Source organism: Aeromonas sp. QDB54 (assembly GCF_027707385.1).
GTDB lineage: Bacteria > Pseudomonadota > Gammaproteobacteria > Enterobacterales > Aeromonadaceae > Aeromonas > Aeromonas hydrophila.
This window is the reverse complement of the sequence record NZ_JAPCIT010000008.1, coordinates 40,278-57,083: the sequence shown is the minus strand read 5'-3', so window position 1 is coordinate 57,083 and position 16,806 is coordinate 40,278. Positions and strand designations below refer to the sequence as shown.

Here is a 16,806-nt window from a genome sequence, read left to right as displayed (position 1 = left end):
CCGGTCATAGTCCTCGATTCGAAACGGTTCAGACGCTCTTGCTGCTGGCATCCGTCGCCGGCTGGAACTGGCCGATCATCCGCAGCGCATCCAGCATCCGCTGGTTGAAGCTGGTGAAGCTGCCCACCTGGGCCGGATCGCTCTGGCCACGGGCCGCCAGCACCGCCGGCGTCAGCGCCTGCTGCTGGGATGCCGGCAGCAGAGAATCCGCCTGCTGCTGCACCTGATCCAGCTTGGGCAGGTAGTCCGCCAGCGGCTTGAGCATCTCCTGCAGGGAGTGCGCCCCCTGATAGGTCTGGCTTAGCTTGAGGCTCTGCTTGAGCTTGAGCGAATAGGAGGCCAGCTGGCTGTCATCCAGCTTCAGCTCGCCCGCCTTCTTCAACAGGTCGTCGAAATTGCCGGAGAAGAAGTTGCCGGCCAGATCGTCGATCCCCTTGACCAGCTTGCCGATGGAGTCCATCTCCTCGCTGCTCAGGTTGCCCTCCAGCGAGAAGCTGAAGCTCTGGCTCGACTTGAGGCTGAACTGGCTGCCGCTGTCATCCTTCTGGGACTTGGTCTGCCAGCTGTCGTTGAAGCGCAGCACCACCTTGTCGCCATCCTTGGTCTGGATCTCCAGCGAGCCCTGCTGGCGGCTGGCCATCTCGGCCTGGCCCATGTCGGTGGTGGAGACCTTGCCGAAGAACTCCTTCTCGAACTGGTCGAGCCCCTCCTGGATCAGCTTGTAGCTCTGATCCATGCCGGTCTTGATGTCTTCGTTGTCGGCCCAGTCGCCGAGCTGTTTCCTGGCGTCACCAAAGCCCTTGTCCACCCCCTTGCGGGCCTGTTCCATCATGCCGGTCAGGCTGTCATCCGACTTGCCGTCGGCCCGGGCAGCCCCCAGCCGGCCGGTGACGAACTGCAGCACGTTGTCGGCCACCGACTGAAAGTCGAACAGGGTATCCGGGGTCACCGCCTCCGGCTGATCCTGCGCCTTGGGCGCCTTGTAGCCCTGGCCATTGATCTCCAGCGCGAACTGCAGCGCCTGCTGCACCAGCACCTGCGCCCATTTCGGCGCCTTGTGCAACGAGACTTCGTCCCCGTTGCTTACCGGCTTCGAGTCCGCCTGCTGGGGCGATTTGGGAGCAACACCCACTCCCTTGGGTTGGGCCGCGCCCACTCCGTCGATCTGCATAATGTGTCCTCCCACCATGCCTGTAGATCAGCTATCGGCCTGACTGCACACTTCTTGACCACAAAATACTGGACAATCTGCGGCGGCCTTTTAAAATCGGCCCCCTTTGGGTGGCTGCAGGCTTCCCCCGATTTCGACCCGGCCAGACCGGTGTGCATGTGAGGTAAATCATGACCCAATCCCAGCAGGTTTCCGCCGACCCGGCGCCCCTTCGAACCCCGGCCGACTACCAGGCCCAGCTCGACGAGAAGCGCGAGCGCCTCTGCGGGTTGTTTGCCGACTTCACCCTGCCTGCGCTGGAAGTGCACGCCTCCCCCGCCGAACACTACCGGATGCGCGCCGAGTTTCGCATCTGGCACGACGGTGACGACCTGTACCACTGCATGTATGCGCCGGCCACCAAGGAGATTATCCGGGTCGACCAGTTCCCCACCGCCAGCCGTCTCATCAACCAGCTGATGCCGGTGCTGCTGGAAGGGCTGCGCCCGCACCCCGTGCTGCGCCGCAAGCTGTTCCAGATCGACTACCTCTCCACCCAGTCCGGCCAGATCTGCGTCAGTCTGCTCTACCACCGCAAGCTGGAGAGCGAGTGGCAGCAGGCCGCCGAAGCGCTGCAGGCCGACCTGCGGGCCAAGGGATTCGAGCTGCAGCTGATTGGCCGCGCCCACAAGCAGAAGATCTGCCTGGGGGAGGAGTTCGTCATCGAGCGGCTGACCGTGCAGGGCCGCGAGCTGGTCTACAAGCAGGTGGAAAACAGCTTCACCCAGCCCAACGCCGCCATCAACGAACAGATGCTGGGCTGGGCGCTGGACGTGACCAAGGGGAGCGAGGGCGACCTGCTGGAGCTCTACTGCGGCAACGGCAACTTCTCCATCGCCCTGGCGCAGAACTTCCGCAAGGTGCTGGCCACCGAGATCGCTAAGCCGAGCGTGGACTCCGCCCAGTTCAACATCGCCGCCAACGGCGTCGACAACCTGATCATCCTGCGCATGTCGGCCGAGGAGTTCACCATGGCGATGCGTGGCGAGCGGGAGTTCAACCGCCTCAAGGGGGTGGATCTCGGCGCCTACCAGTGCAACACCATCTTCGTCGACCCGCCCCGGGCCGGCCTCGACGACGCCACCGTCAAGCTGGTGCAGGATTACGACAACATCCTCTACATCTCCTGCAACCCCGAGACCCTGCAGGCCAACATGGCAGTACTCGGCGAAACCCACGATATCGCCCGCTTCGCCCTGTTCGACCAATTCCCCTGGACTCACCATATGGAAGCCGGCGTCTATCTCAAACGCAAGGCAGGCTGATGCCGCCGGGGCATAATTCCCAGCTCGACCAGCAAAACAAGACAGGGCCCGCGGGCCCTGTTTGATTATTTAACCCTGTGCATGGGGCGGCCGGAGCCGCTATGCTGGCGGCACGCGCATCCGCGCCACAGTCTGGGTGTCATGCCACCATGCAACGCATTCTTTTTGTTGAAGATGATCCCGAGATAGGCCAGCTCATCAGCAGCTGGCTGGCCCGCCACGACATGGAGGTGCTACTGGAGCCGAGGGGCGATCGGGCGCTGGCCAGGGTCGAGGCCGAGCAACCGGACCTGGTGCTGCTCGACATCATGCTGCCAGGTCAGGATGGTCTATCCCTGTGCCGGGATCTGCGCCCGCGCTTTGCCGGCCCCATCGTCATGCTCACCTCGCTGGACAGCGACATGAACCAGATCCTGAGCCTGGAGCTGGGCGCCAACGACTACATCCTCAAGACCACGCCGCCCCCCGTGCTGCTGGCCCGGCTGCGGGTCCAGTTCCGCCAGCAGGGACAGCAGGCCCCGCAGCCCGTGGTCGCCAGCACGCCGCCCCAGCGCCTGCAGTTCGGCCGGCTGCAGATCGACGGCCCGGGCCGGGACGTGCGCCTTGACGGCGACAGCATTCCGCTCTCCACCGCCGATTTCGATCTCTTGTGGGAGCTGGCCTGCCACGCCGGCCAGATCCTGGGGCGGGAGGCGCTGTTTCGCAGCCTGCGCGGTCGCGACTACGACGGCCAGGATCGCAGCATGGACGTGGCCATCTCCCGCCTGCGCCGCAAGCTGGGGGACGATACCAGCAACCCGACCCGCATCAAGACGGTGCGCCAAAAAGGCTACCTGCTGGTGCCCCACGCCTGGGAATAAGCCCCGCCGAATGACCTTGATGCTCTCTGCTCCCTTCTCCCCTTGCGGGAGAAGGGTTGGGGATGAGGGGGCAACAAGGCAATGCCCAGACGCAACCCAGGCAAGAGGAGAGCCCGATGCGCCGCCTGTTTATCCAGTTCTATCTGCTGCTGATCGGCTGTTTCACCCTGGCCATCCTGCTGGTCGGCATGGTCTATCAGGTCACCGCCGAGCGGGCGGGAGATCGCTATCTGGAGCGGATGATGCAGGGCTCCCTCGGCCTGCTCACCGGCGAGCTGGCCCGCTTGCCGCCGGAGCACTGGCCCGCCCGCATGGCGGAGCAGAGCCGCCAGCTCACCCTGCCACTGCAGATCGGCGCCCTCGCCAACCAGCCGCTGGCCAACGAGGATCAGGCCTTTCTGGAGGCGGGCAACATCGTCATCGTCGAGGAGGATGACACCTTCCTGCAGCGCATTCCGGGCACCGATCAGGTGCTGATCGTCGGCCCCGTCCCCTATCTCTCCTACCTGCACGAACTGCACTGGGTCGACGTGGGGCTGCTGCTGGTCATCGGTCTCTCGCTGGGGCTGCCGATCCTGCTCTGGCTGCGCCCGCACTGGCGCGGCCTGCAACAGCTCGAACAGACCGCCCGCCGGGTCGGCGACGGCGATCTCTCCTGCCGCACCCGTTTGCCGCCCGGCAGCAGCCTGGGCCGGGTCGGCCGCACCTTCGACCAGATGACCGAGCAGCTGCAAGCCATGCTGGCCAGCCGCAAGCAGCTGACCGATGCCATCGCCCACGAGCTGCGCACCCCGCTGGTGCGGCTGCGCTACCGGCTCGCCATGCTGGATCCGGCGCCCTCGGCCGAGGAGCAGCAGGGGCTGGAGCGGGATCTCGGCGCGCTGGACGCCCTCATCGAGGAGATGCTCACCTACGCCAGACTCGATCGCCCCGAGCTGCCGCTGCAGTGCAGCGAGCTGGAGCTCGGCAGCTGGGCGGGCAGCCGCCTTGCCGACTGGCAGGCGCTGCGGCCGGACAAGCGGCTCGACTTCGTGCGCCCGGCCATGGCCCTGCCCTGGCGCGGCGATACTCGTCTGCTGGATCGGGCGCTGGAGAACCTCATCGGCAACGCCCTGCGCCACGCCGCCGGCCGGGTGACCCTCAGCATGGCGCGTCAGCAGGATCTCTATCTGCTGGAGGTGGCCGACGACGGCGCCGGCATCGATCCCGCACTCGCACCACAGATCTTCGAGCCCTTCGTGCGGCTGGATCAGAGCCGCGACCGACGCACCGGCGGCGCCGGGCTGGGGCTGGCCATCGTACGCAGCATCGCCCGCCACCACGGCGGTGAGGTGCAGCTGCTGCCCAGCAGCAGCGGTGCCCGTTTCTGCCTGATGCTGCCTGTACATTTGGATACAAACCGTCACCAGTCACTCACTGAACCGCAGGTCGAACAGCCCTAGGATGAAGTCATGGAGAAACGCTCCATGTCATCAACCCGAATGAGGAACTGGAATATGAACAAGCTGATCCCCCTGAGCCTGGCTGCTGTCTTCGCCCTGACCTCCGGCTTCACCATGGCTGCCACCCCGACCAAGGCTGCCGCTCCCCAGGCTACCCAGACCAAGGTCGTGAAAAAACACCACAAGGCTGCCCACGCCAAGGCGCCGGCCGTCAAGGTTGCTCCCAAGACCAAGTAATCGACCAACAAGCTTCCCGTAATAAAAAGGGGCCCCGACATGGGGCCCCTTCTGTTTTCTGCGCGCTTGCCTTGGCTCAGCCCAGCATGTAATCCGCTGGCAGGGCGATGCGGGCCACCCCGGACTCCACCGCTGCCAGTGCCACGGCACGGGCGACGCGCGGCAGCAGACGGGCATCCATCGGCTTGGGAATGACGTAGTCCTTGCCGAAGGCTAGCTCGCTGACGCCGGCGGCGGTCAGCACCTCGGCCGGTACCGGCTCCTTGGCCAGACCACGGATCGCCTCGACTGCGGCGATCTTCATGGCATCGTTGATGCGGCTGGCACGGGCGTCGAGGGCGCCGCGGAAGATGAAGGGGAAGCAGAGCACGTTGTTGATCTGGTTCGGGTAGTCGGAACGACCCGTGCCCATGATGAGATCCTTGCGCACTGCGTGAGCCAGCGCCGGCTTGATCTCGGGGTCCGGGTTGGAGCAGGCGAAGATCACCGGGTTGGGCGCCATCAGCGCCACCGCTTCGGCAGGCAGCACATCCGGGCCAGAGACACCGACGAACACGTCCGCCCCGTCGATCACCTCCATCAGGGTGCGCAGGGGGGTGTCATTGGCGAAGCGCTGCTTGTACTGGTTGAGATCGGTGCGACCGCTGTGGATGACGCCCTGACGATCCAGCATGAAGATGTTGTGGGGCTTGGCACCACACTTGATCAGCAGCTCCATGCAGGCGGTGGCGGCAGCCCCGGCGCCCATGCAGACGATGCGGCTGTCGCCAATCTGCTTGCCCTGCACTTCCAGCGCGTTGAGCAGGCCGGCGGCGGTGACGATGGCAGTACCGTGCTGATCATCGTGGAACACCGGGATGTCGCAGCGCTCGATCAGCGCCTGCTCGATCTCGAAGCACTCGGGGGCCTTGATGTCTTCCAGGTTGATACCGCCGAAGGTGTCGGCGATGGCGGCGACCGTGTCGATGAACTGGGCGCTGGTCTCGTGCTTCACTTCGATGTCGATGGCGTCGATGCCGGCAAAGCGCTTGAACAGCAGGGCCTTGCCCTCCATCACCGGCTTGGAGGCCAGCGGACCCAGATTGCCCAGCCCCAGGATGGCGGTGCCGTTGGAGATGACGGCCACCAGGTTGCCCTTGCCGGTGTAGCGGTAGGCATCAGCCGGGTTGGCGGCGATCTCGCGTACCGGCTCGGCGACGCCCGGGCTGTAGGCCAGCGCCAGATCGCGGGCGGTCTCGGCGGGCTTGGTGAGGGCGATGGCGATTTTGCCCGGCACGGGCTGGGCGTGGTAATCGAGTGCTTGTTGACGAAGATCGTGACGCTGATCGGACATGGGGGACCCCGATACGGTAGTGAATTGAGTGGTGCATTGGCTCGCCCACGGGCGAGGGCTGGGGATCATAAAGAAAACCATCGGGCTTTCACAGAGGAAAGTATCGTCACCCAGCCACTGACAAGCCAGTAATTAGCATGTCATGCCAACCAATAATACCCATTTAGTTATAGATATGGTTTCACCCCATCACCGGAATGCCGGCTTTCGCCTCCGCCTGTCTGGCGATCGCCTCCGTCATGCCCTGGAAGATGAAGAGGTGGAACGGCAGCATGGCGAGCCAGTAGGCCAGTCCCCAGGCCCCCTGTGGATGCCAGTGGGCCGTCACCTTGAGCCGGGTCAGCCCCGACTCCTCCGGCAGTATGTTGAACTCCAGCCGGCCGACGCCGGGGGCCCGCATGTTGAACAGCAGATCCAGCCTGCGCCCCTCGTCCACTCCGAGGATCTGCCAGGAGTCCAGCATGTCCCCCTTCACGAAGCGATCCGGATTGGTGCGACCGCGGGTCAGCGCCGGGCCGCCGATCAGGTGGTCCATCCATTCGCGCACCACCCACAGCTGGTTCATGTAGAAGTAGCGCTGCTCGCCCCCCAGCTGCTGCAGCACCTGCCACACCACCTCGGGCGAGGCGAGGCAGATGGCATCGCCGCTGGCGGTGCGATCATAGAAGCCGTACTCGGGATGGCGCCAGCGCAGGCCGAGCGGGGTCTCCTCCCCCTGCTGCTCGGCGCCCAGCCGCTGCTCCAGAGAGAGGCTCTCGGCCAGCGCCTCGTCGAAGCTGAGCAGGGTTTGCGGCAGCAGGGCCCGCAGCGGGCCGTCGTCGGCCGGGATGTCGTGCTTGAGGCCACCCACCAGCGCCTTGGCCACCGGCTGCGGCACCGAGGTGACAAACTGCAGCCACCAGGCGGAGAGGCGCGGGCTGAGAAACGGCAGCGGGATGATGGGGCAGCGCTTGCCGATGTGGGCGGCGAACTTCTGCAACTGCTGCTGATAGCTGAGCAGCTCGGGACCGGCGGCGTTGAAGATCTGGCCATCCACCCCGTCGGCCTCCACCAGTCCGCCCAGATAGTGCAGCAGGTTGGAGAGCGCAATGGGCGGCGTGCGCGAGCGCACCCACTTGGGCGTCACCATCATCGGCAGGTTGAACACCAGATCCCGCATCACCTCAAACGCCGCTGAGCCGGGCCCCACTATGATGCCGGCGCGCAGCTCCACCGTCGGCACGCCGGCGCTCCGAAACAGCTCGCCGCAATAACGGCGGGAGTTGAGGTGACGGCTGTTGCACTGCGCCGGCTGGATGGCGCCCAGATAGATGATGCGACGCACCCCGGCGGCGCGGGCGGCGGCGGCGAAGTTCTTCACCCCCTGCTGCTCCAGCCGGTGGAAGTCGGCCCCCGCCCCCATGGCGTGCACCAGATAGAAGACGGTGTCGATGCCGGCCAGGGCGGGCAGCAATGTGATCGGCTTGAGGCTGTCGGCAAGGCGAAACTCTACCCCGGGCGGCAGACGGCAGGGGCGCCGCGCCCCGGCAATCACCCGATAACCCAGTTCTTGCAGATGGGGTACCAGGTAAGAACCTATGTAGCCCGCCGCCCCCATCACCAGACAATCACGCATCTGCACACTCCCTGTCTTGCCCATGTTACCGCCCCTCATCTCCACCCCTGCTCCCGCAAAGGGAGAAAGGAGAGTCCCACCATAGGGCAAAGCGGGCCGTTACAGAACGCCGACCAATAAAAAAGGCGCCCATCGGGCGCCTTTTTCAGAATTCTTCAGAAGTAGAATTACTTCTTGGTGGTCATCGCACCGAAACGCTTGTTGAACTTGTCTACGCGGCCGCCGCTAGAAACTTCTTTCTGCTTGCCGGTATAGAACGGGTGGCACTCGGAGCACACGTCCAGGTTCAGATCTTTACCCAGGGTAGAGAAGGTGTTGATGACGTTACCGCAAGAGCACTTGGCGGTGATGGCTACGTAGTCAGGATGGATACCAGCTTTCATGGACAACCTCAATTATCAGGCCGTGTCGCTATCCGATCTTCTGTCGGACACCACACGATTGTTGAACACAGTTTCAAAGGCTGCGAATAATATAGGAAATGCCTGAGTTCAGGCAAGTGGCTTCGCAGAAAAAATAGGCAATCTCTGGTGAATTCTTCCCAAACGCTGGATCTGGTTCGTGTGGCTGTGCCGGTGCCGTTACGCCGTCACTTTGACTATCTCTCCCCCTTACCTTTGCCTGCTCCCGGCTGCCGGGTCGAGATCCCGTTCGGCCCGCAAACCCTGGTCGGGCTGGTGGTGGATCACCCCGTCGACAGCCAGGTGCCGCGCAACAAGCTCAAGCCGCTCAAACGCGTGCTTGATAGCGCCCCCGTGCTGGGGCCCGACATTCTGGCGCTGATGAACTGGAGCGCCAGCTACTACCAGCATCCATTGGGGGAGGTGCTGCCCCACGCCCTGCCGGTGCTGGTGCGCAAGGGGGAGCCCGCCGCCTATCGCGAACTGGAATTCTGGTTCGCCACCGAGGCCGGCATGGCGATCGATCTCAACGAGCTCAAGCGGGCCGCCAAACAGCAGCAGGCCCTCGCCCTGCTGCGCAAGGGGCCGCAGACCCCCTCCGCCCTCAAGCAGGAGGAGATTTCGAGCGCCGCCCTCACCGCGCTGGAGAAGAAGGGACTGCTGGAGAAGCGCTCGCTGGAGCCGAGCCATGACGGCGACTGGGTCGCCCGCTTCGAGCCGGGTGAGGGGCTGCGCCTCAACGGCGAGCAGGCGCTGGCGGTCTCCGCCGTCACCAGCCAGAGCGACCAGTTTGGTGCCTTCCTGCTGGATGGCATCACCGGCTCCGGCAAGACCGAGGTTTATCTGAGCATCCTCGAGCCCCTGCTCAAGGCAGGCAAGCAGGCACTGGTGATGGTGCCCGAGATCGGCCTCACTCCGCAGGCCATCAACCGCTTCCGGCGCCGCTTCAACGTGCCGGTGGTAGCGATGAACTCCGCCATGAACGACCGGGAGCGGCTCGACGCCTGGCTCGCCTGCCGCGACGGCGGTGCCGCCATCCTGATCGGCACCCGCTCCGCGGTGTTCACCCCGTTTCACAACCTCGGCATCATCATCATCGACGAGGAGCACGACGGCTCCTTCAAGCAGCAGGACGGTTTTCGCTACCACGCGCGGGATCTGGCGGTGATGCGGGCTCATCGTGCCGGTATCCCCATTTTGCTTGGCTCGGCTACCCCGTCGCTGGAGACGCTGCACAACGCCCGCAGCGGCAAGTATCACCACCTCACGCTCACTCGCCGCGCCGGTAACGCCCAGACTGCTCGTCAGGTGATCCTGGACATCAAGAATGTGCGGCTGCAGGCCGGGCTCTCCCCCCAGCTGGAGCAGCTGATGGCGGAACATCTGGCGGCGGGCAATCAGGTGATGCTGTTTCTCAACCGCCGTGGCTATGCCCCGGCTCTGATTTGCCACCAATGCGGCTGGAGCGCCGCCTGCGAGCGCTGTGACGCCTGGTACACTTGGCATCAGGCCGGGCGGCGGCTGCACTGCCACCACTGCGACAGCGTCCGACCCCTTCCCCACCACTGCCCCGAGTGCGGCAGCAACGAACTAATCGGCTCCGGCGTTGGCACCGAACAGCTGGAGCAGCTGCTTAGCACCGTGTTCCCGCAATATCCGGTGGTGCGCATCGATCGGGACAACACCCGTCGCAAGGGGGAGTTGGAAACCCACCTCGGCGACATCAAGGCGGGCAAGTACAAGATCCTGATCGGTACCCAGATGCTGGCCAAGGGCCACCACTTCCCGGATGTGACGTTGGTGGGGCTGCTGGATGTGGATGGCGCCCTGTTCAGCGCCGATTTTCGCGCAGCCGAGAAGCTGGCCCAGCTCTACACCCAGGTGGCGGGCCGCGCCGGCCGCGCCAGCAAGCCGGGGTTGGTGGTGCTACAGAGCCACCATCCGGAGCACGCCCTGCTGCAGGATCTGACCCAGAACGGCTATGGCCACTTCGCCGACACGGCGCTGAAAGAGCGCCGCCTGCTGGGGCTGCCACCGTTCAGCTATCAGGGGCTGTTTCGGGCCGAGGCCAACGGCCGCGACGAGGTGCAGCTGTTCCTCAGCCGCCTCGCCGATACCCTGCGCAGCGCCCGTTATCCCCATGTTCAGGTGCTGGGGCCCATCAGCGGCTTCATGGAGCGCAAGGCGGGCAAGTTTCGCATGCAGTTGCTGGTGCAGGGGCCGAACCGGGCGCCACTGGCCCAGTTGCTGGATTGGGCGGTGAAGGAGCTGGAGGGGTGGCCCGAGACCAAACGGGTGCGCTGGAGCCTCGACATCGACCCCACCGAGCTGAATTGAGTCAGGTTCTGGTCGCAGAGGGTGAAACGGCCGCCGACGTGCGGCGTCAGCGACCGGGTTTGCCATGCGGGTGCGGGGGTCAGACCCGCAGGTCGACCTGCTGCACCCAGCCTCCCTTGCCCTGCTCGGTCACATAGAGACCGGACTGGCGCAGCACCCCTTGATTGCCGCTTTCCCCCAGATGGTTGAAGGGGGTCTCGAGAGGATGCAACAGGATGGCGCCGATCCCCAGCTCCACCAGGGCAATAGGAGACTGTTCCGGTTGCCAGAACTGCAGCGCCGAGAACTGGCTGTCCCGCTCGTCCAGCACCCCGTTCCCATCCTCATCCAGGGTCGCCAGCTCGCCAAAACCGTTGCCGGAGCGGGCCCCGAACAGCTCGCCGCCATCATCTATGGTACCGTTGCCGTTGCGATCCAGCGCCACGAAGCCGCTCCCCTCACTCAGGCCGGGCAGGCTGTCCGCCTTGCCATCCTGATCGATGTCGAAATTGACCCGGGCGTCGGTCAGGCCGGCTATCTTGCCGTCCAGGCTGAGCACCAGCGGATCCTTGAGGGCATTGAGGGTGGTACGGCGCTGGCTGATGTCGAGCTGGCGCCAGTCCAGCACAAAACCCAGATCCAGCTGCAGGGTCTGGCCATCCTGGGTCTGCACGTTTGCCGCCGCCACCACGTTGAGCTGCTCTTTTTGCAGCAGGCTGTCGGTCACCTCCACCAACTGATCCGGCTCGGCGGCGGACTGAGTCCCCTCACCCGTCGGCGCGGGTACTCCCTCCGCGCTCTGGTCGGCCGGTTTGATCGGATCCGGCAACTCTATCTCGTGGCCCAGCATCGCCTCGATCATCAGCTTGATGAGCCGCTGGCGGTTGTCGAGCCCGTCGTTGGGAATGCCATCCTGCTCGCCCTTGCCGGCCTCGGCAGGCTTGGCGGGTGCCGGTGTGGGGGCCGCTGGCACCGGGCCGGCAGCAGTACGGCTGACCATCTGCAGCGTCAGCAGGCTGCTGCGGGTGAAGGTGAGCTGGCTGCTGCCTGCCGCAGGCGTCGAGTCCGCCGGCACCGTGGCAGGGGACTGCACCTGGCTGGCAGCCGGCACGGGGCCGAGCCGGCGCACCTTGCGGGACTGCGCCTGTTGCTGCTGGTATTGCACCTCCCCCTGGAGGTCGTAGTGATCGATGCGCATATCTTCGCCCTCGGCGCCATACATCTGGTCAGTTATCGACCAGCTGCCGGGGTAGGCTTAACACCGATTGGCTATATCAGGAGGCTGCGGTATCGGCATCTGCACATAACCGCCCCCGCTGGCGGCAATGAAAAGGGAAGCCTAAGCCTCCCTTGTCGTTCATGCTGCCACCGTGGTCATTGCGCCGGTTGGGAGACCCCTTCCAGCCGCACTTCCACTCGCCGATCCGGTGCCAGACAGGCGATCAGCGCCGGTTTGGAGCCGCTGCTGCAGTTGTTGCCGGTGATCGGAGAGGACTTGCCGCGCCCCTCGACCCGCACCTTGTCGGCAAACAGTCCCTTGGCGATCAGGTAGTCGGCGACGCTGCGGGCGCGCTGCTCGGAGAGCGCCTGGTTGTAGGCGTCAGAGCCGATGCGATCGGTGTGGCCGATCACGGTCGCCACCCCGTCTTTCGGATTGGCCGCCACTATCTGGCTGAACAGGTTGTCGAGCGCCTGGCTGGCAGCCGGCTTCAGGGTCGCCTTGTTGAACTCGAACAGTACGTCCGAGCTCAGGCTGAAGGTCTTGGGCACCACCACCACGGCGGGAGCCGGCGCCGCAGCCGGGGCCGGAGCAGGCGCCGCCACTTCGCCACCCTGCTGGCCGAAGCGATAGAGCATGGCAAACGCCAGCATGCCGTTGTCCATCTCGATGCCGGAACGATCGAGGGAGGTATCCCCGAGCGGGGTGGTGTACTGGTATTCGAGGCGGGCGGCCCAGTCACGGTCGATGGCGTATTCAGTCCCCAGCGCCCCGACGAACACGGCGCCATGCTTGTTGCCGGTATCCTTGATGAAGTCGGTGGCCGTCTGGGCCGACAATTCGCTGTTGGTCCAGGCGTAGCCGCCGCCGAGCCGGCCGTAGAGATCCAGCGCATCGTTGACCGGGAACCCTATCTTCATGGTGGTCTGAATCATCTGGCTCTTGGCTTCCCCTTCCACCCTCACCCCGCTCAATTCGCCGGACGAGGTGTACTTGCCGAACCAGTCATAGCCGAATTCGAAGCCCAGGTTGGGGTTGAGCTGATAGCCGGCAAAGGCGCCCAGCCCGAGCGTATCCTTGCTGGTGCTGGTGTTCTGCAGCGCCCCCAGAGTGTCGGAGACGACCTGCTTCTGATCCACGTCGAAGAACTTGGACCAGCCGGCCTTGCCGCCGGCGTACCAGGTGTTGTCCTGAGCGGCAGCCTGCACGGCCCCGCTGACGAGCAGGCCGCTGACCAGCACGGCAAGTATCGATTTGTTCATGGTGAAAGCCTCTGCAATGAGTCGTGATGGGCGCTCTTGCGCCTCTCTTCCCTGATGGGGCAAACGGCCCCGTCCATCAGGTTATCCCATCTGTTGCCAGCCTCAAATGACTTGGGACTCAAGAGTGTGAAGCGCACGGCATTCCCGGCAGGAAAACGCCCCATGCAGGGGGTATCCGCGGATGTGCCGGCCAGCGCCATGAAAAAGGGAGGCCGATGGCCTCCCTCTTGTTGCTTGCAACCCACCTAGCTGGCCAGAAACAGCCGGTAGGCGGGGTCGTCACTCACCTCTTTCCAGCCGTAGCCAATCTCGTGCAGGTAGTCGTGAAAAGCCGCCACGTCCTCGTCCGGCAGCTCAAACGCACAGAGCACCCGGCCATAGTCGGCGCCGTGGTTGCGGTAGTGGAACAGGCTGATGTTCCAGCGACAGCCGAGGGTCTCCAGAAAGCGCATCAGGGCGCCAGGCTGCTCCGGAAACTTGAAGCTGTAGAGGCGTTCACCGAGGGGCCGGGCCGGGCGGCCGCCAATCATGTAGCGCACGTGGTTCTTGGCCAGCTCGCTCTCGGTCATGTTGACCACCGGATAGCCGTTGCCACCGAGCTGATCGATGATCTGGCCCAGCTCCTCGTCACCGCCGGTGAGGCGCACCGAGACGAACAGCGACGCCTGCTCGGCATCCGCATAGCGATAGTTGAACTCGGTCACCATGCGCGGCCCGAGCTGACGGCAGAAGTCGAGGAAGGCCCCCTTGCGCTCGGGGATGGTCACCGCCAGCATGCCCTCGCGCTTCTCGCCGATCTCGCAGCGCTCCGACACGTAGCGCAGGCTGTGGAAGTTGACGTTGGCGCCGGACAAAATGGCCGCCATCCGCCCCCCCTTGACCTGCTCCCGCTCGCTGTAGGCCTTCAGACCCGCCAACGACAGGGCGCCCGACGGCTCGGCGATGGCGCGGCAGTCGTCGAAGATGTCTTTCAGCGCGGCGCAGATCTGGTCGTTGGAGACGGTCACCACCTCGTCCAGATACTGGTTGCACAGGCGGAAGGTCTCCTCGCCGATGCGCTTGACCGCCACTCCGTCGGCAAACAGCGAGACCCGTTCCAGATTGACCGGCTCGCCCGCTGCCAGCGCGGCCTTGAGGCAGGCGGAACCCTCCGCCTCCACCCCGATAACCTTCACATCCGGCAGCAGCTGCTTGATGTAGACCGCCACCCCGGCGGCCAGTCCGCCGCCACCCACCGGCACGAACACGTGGGTGAGATGGGTATCCTGCTCCAGCAGCTCCTTGCCGATGGTGCCCTGGCCGGCGATCACCTCGACGTCGTCAAACGGCGGGATCAGGGTGTAGCCCTCCAACTCGGCGAGGCGGCGGCTCTCGCCGTAGGCCTCGTCGAAGCTGTTGCCAAACAGCATGACGTTGCCGCCCTGCCGGCGCACCGCGTCAATCTTGATGTCCGGCGTGGTCTTGGGCATCACGATGATCGCCTTGATGCCGAGCTTGGCGGCCGACAGGGCGACCCCCTGGGCGTGGTTGCCGGCGGAGGCGGCGATGACGCCGCGCGCCTTCTGCTCCTCGGTCAGAGTGGCAATCTTGTGGTAGGCGCCGCGCAGCTTGAAGGAGTGGACCGGTTGCAGGTCCTCCCGCTTCAGGCTGACGTGATTGCCGAGCCGCTCGGAGAGTTTTTTCAACGTTTGCAGGGGGGTGACTCGGGCCGCCTCATAGACGGGGGAGAGCAGCACCTTGCGTAGATAATCCGCCGCAGAGACCATGGTTTATTCCCCCAGCATCGAACGATCGCGCACCGCGCCCTTGTCGGCGCTGGTGGCGAACATGGCGTAGGCGCGCAGGGCAAAGGAGACCTGACGCTGGCGATCGAGCGGCTTCCAGCCACGGGCTTCAACGGCGACGCGGCGGGCAGCCAGCACGCTGTCGGCCACCTCCAGCACCATGCTGCGAGCCGGGATGTCGATGTTGATGATGTCGCCATCCTCCACCAGACCGATAGTGCCGCCGGAGGCCGCCTCCGGCGAGACGTGGCCGATGGAGAGGCCCGAGGTGCCGCCGGAGAAGCGACCGTCGGTGATCAGCGCACACGCCTTGCCGAGCCCCATGGATTTCAGATAGGTGGTGGGGTAGAGCATCTCCTGCATGCCGGGGCCCCCTTTCGGGCCCTCGTAGCGGATCACCACCACTTCACCGGCCTTGACGGTGCCATCCAGAATGCCGGCAACCGCCGTGTCCTGGCTCTCGAATACCCGGGCCGGGCCACGGAAGGTGAGGTTCTCCTCATCCACCCCGGCGGTCTTGACGATGGCACCGTTCAGCGCCAGGTTGCCGGCGAGCACGGCCAGGCCCCCTTCCAGGCTGTAGGCGTTGTCCAGCGAGCGGATGCAGCCTTCGGCGCGGTCCAGATCCAGCTCGGGCCAGCGGCAATCCTGGCTGAAGGCCTTGGTGGTGCGGATCCCGGCCGGGCCGGCGCGGTAGAAGTCCACCACCTCCTGACTGGGCTGGCGGCTGACGTCATATTCGGCCAGCAGCTCCAGCAGCGAGGTTCCCAGCACGTTGCGGGTGTCCCCGTGCACCAGGCCCGCTTTTTCCAGCTGACCCAGAATGGCGACCACGCCGCCGGCGCGGTGCACGTCTTCCATGTGGTATTTCTGGGTGGAGGGTGCCACCTTGCACAGCTGCGGCACCTTGCGCGACATGCGGTCGATGTCGGCCATGGTGAAGTCGACCCCGGCCTCCTGGGCCGCCGCCAGCAGGTGCAGCACGGTATTGGTGGAGCCGCCCATGGCGATGTCGAGCGCCATGGCGTTCTCGAACGCCGCCTTGGTGGCGATGTTGCGCGGCAGTGCCGAGGCATCGTCCTGCTCATACCAGCGTTTGGCCAGGGTCACGATGCGCTGGCCCGCCAGCTTGAACAGCTGCTCGCGGTCGCTGTGGGTTGCCAGCAGCGAGCCGTTGCCCGGCTGGGAGAGGCCCAGCGCCTCGGTCAAGCAGTTCATGGAGTTGGCGGTAAACATGCCGGAGCAGGAGCCGCAGGTAGGGCAGGCACTGCGCTCCACCTGTTCGCTCTGGGCGTCTGAAACCTTGGGGTCGGCGCCCTGGATCATGGCGTCCACCAGATCCAGCTTGATGATCTGATCGGAGAGCTTGGTCTTGCCCGCTTCCATCGGGCCGCCGGAGACGAAAATGACCGGGATGTTGATGCGCAGGGCGGCCATCAGCATCCCCGGGGTGATCTTGTCGCAGTTGGAGATGCAGACCATGGCGTCGGCGCAGTGGGCGTTGACCATGTACTCCACCGAGTCGGCGATCAGCTCGCGCGATGGCAGGGAGTAGAGCATGCCGCCGTGGCCCATGGCGATGCCGTCATCCACGGCGATGGTGTTGAACTCCTTGGCCACACCGCCGGCGGCTTCAATCTCCCGCGCCACCAGCTGGCCCAGATCCTTGAGGTGGACATGGCCCGGCACGAACTGGGTGAAGGAGTTGACCACGGCGATGATGGGCTTGCCGAAATCCTGATCGGTCATTCCGGTGGCACGCCACAGGGCGCGGGCCCCGGCCATGTTACGTCCGTGGGTGGTGGTGGCGGATCTCAACTTCGGCATGTCTCTACTCCCTGAATGCCCAGCGGGCTCATTAT

The 16,806-nt window shown here is 65.0% G+C and carries 13 protein-coding genes; 5 read left to right on the top strand and 8 right to left on the bottom strand.

Going from position 1 to position 16,806, the window contains the following annotated elements; translation table 11 throughout:
- Positions 1 to 28 precede the first annotated feature (28 nt).
- Positions 29 to 1,171, bottom strand: a complete 1,143-nt coding sequence (locus PG881_RS09835; RefSeq protein ID WP_113994443.1) for a DUF5610 domain-containing protein — start codon at positions 1,169 to 1,171, stop codon at positions 29 to 31.
- Between the two features lie 170 nt (positions 1,172 to 1,341).
- Between PG881_RS09835 and trmA the strand changes: the two genes are divergently transcribed.
- From trmA to PG881_RS09815, 4 genes are all read left to right on the top strand, one after another.
- Positions 1,342 to 2,475, top strand: coding sequence for a tRNA (uridine(54)-C5)-methyltransferase TrmA (gene trmA / locus PG881_RS09830; RefSeq protein ID WP_270799636.1), 1,134 nt, complete (start codon positions 1,342 to 1,344; stop codon positions 2,473 to 2,475).
- 149 nt (positions 2,476 to 2,624) lie between these two features.
- Positions 2,625 to 3,335, top strand: a complete 711-nt coding sequence (gene rstA / locus PG881_RS09825) for a two-component system response regulator RstA (protein WP_025202500.1) — start codon at positions 2,625 to 2,627, stop codon at positions 3,333 to 3,335.
- Between the two features lie 116 nt (positions 3,336 to 3,451).
- On the top strand, positions 3,452 to 4,777 hold the full coding sequence (gene rstB / locus PG881_RS09820; RefSeq protein ID WP_017409702.1) for a two-component system sensor histidine kinase RstB: 1,326 nt from the start codon (positions 3,452 to 3,454) through the stop codon (positions 4,775 to 4,777).
- Positions 4,778 to 4,831: 54 nt separating this feature from the next.
- Positions 4,832 to 5,014 (top strand): hypothetical protein, encoded by a 183-nt coding sequence (locus tag PG881_RS09815; protein WP_010635722.1) that lies wholly within the window; start codon positions 4,832 to 4,834, stop codon positions 5,012 to 5,014.
- A gap of 76 nt (positions 5,015 to 5,090) precedes the next feature.
- Here PG881_RS09815 and PG881_RS09810 read toward each other — a convergent pair whose 3' ends face one another.
- From PG881_RS09810 to rpmE, 3 genes are all read right to left on the bottom strand, one after another.
- Positions 5,091 to 6,347, bottom strand: coding sequence for a malic enzyme-like NAD(P)-binding protein (locus PG881_RS09810; RefSeq protein ID WP_024945532.1), 1,257 nt, complete (start codon positions 6,345 to 6,347; stop codon positions 5,091 to 5,093).
- A 181-nt stretch (positions 6,348 to 6,528) separates the two neighbouring features.
- Positions 6,529 to 7,962, bottom strand: a complete 1,434-nt coding sequence (locus PG881_RS09805) for a DUF2867 domain-containing protein (protein ID WP_065475069.1) — start codon at positions 7,960 to 7,962, stop codon at positions 6,529 to 6,531.
- A gap of 167 nt (positions 7,963 to 8,129) precedes the next feature.
- On the bottom strand, positions 8,130 to 8,345 hold the full coding sequence (gene rpmE / locus PG881_RS09800; protein ID WP_016352348.1) for a 50S ribosomal protein L31: 216 nt from the start codon (positions 8,343 to 8,345) through the stop codon (positions 8,130 to 8,132).
- 147 nt (positions 8,346 to 8,492) lie between these two features.
- On the opposite strand from rpmE, the gene priA reads away from it, so the two are divergent.
- Positions 8,493 to 10,700 carry a primosomal protein N' gene (gene priA, locus PG881_RS09795; protein ID WP_270799626.1) on the top strand — a complete coding sequence of 736 codons (2,208 nt, stop codon included), beginning with the start codon at positions 8,493 to 8,495 and terminating at the stop codon, positions 10,698 to 10,700.
- A gap of 79 nt (positions 10,701 to 10,779) precedes the next feature.
- Here the strand turns inward: priA and PG881_RS09790 are convergent, their stop codons facing one another.
- The 4 genes from PG881_RS09790 to ilvD form a co-directional block, all read right to left on the bottom strand.
- Positions 10,780 to 11,901, bottom strand: coding sequence for a hypothetical protein (locus PG881_RS09790; protein ID WP_270799625.1), 1,122 nt, complete (start codon positions 11,899 to 11,901; stop codon positions 10,780 to 10,782).
- Positions 11,902 to 12,053: 152 nt separating this feature from the next.
- Positions 12,054 to 13,160, bottom strand: a complete 1,107-nt coding sequence (gene ompA, locus PG881_RS09785) for a porin OmpA (protein WP_270799621.1) — start codon at positions 13,158 to 13,160, stop codon at positions 12,054 to 12,056.
- A gap of 245 nt (positions 13,161 to 13,405) precedes the next feature.
- Positions 13,406 to 14,926, bottom strand: coding sequence for a threonine ammonia-lyase, biosynthetic (gene ilvA / locus PG881_RS09780; protein ID WP_011707857.1), 1,521 nt, complete (start codon positions 14,924 to 14,926; stop codon positions 13,406 to 13,408).
- 3 nt (positions 14,927 to 14,929) lie between these two features.
- On the bottom strand, positions 14,930 to 16,771 hold the full coding sequence (gene ilvD, locus PG881_RS09775; protein ID WP_113994435.1) for a dihydroxy-acid dehydratase: 1,842 nt from the start codon (positions 16,769 to 16,771) through the stop codon (positions 14,930 to 14,932).
- Between the last annotated feature and the right edge of the window lie 35 nt (positions 16,772 to 16,806).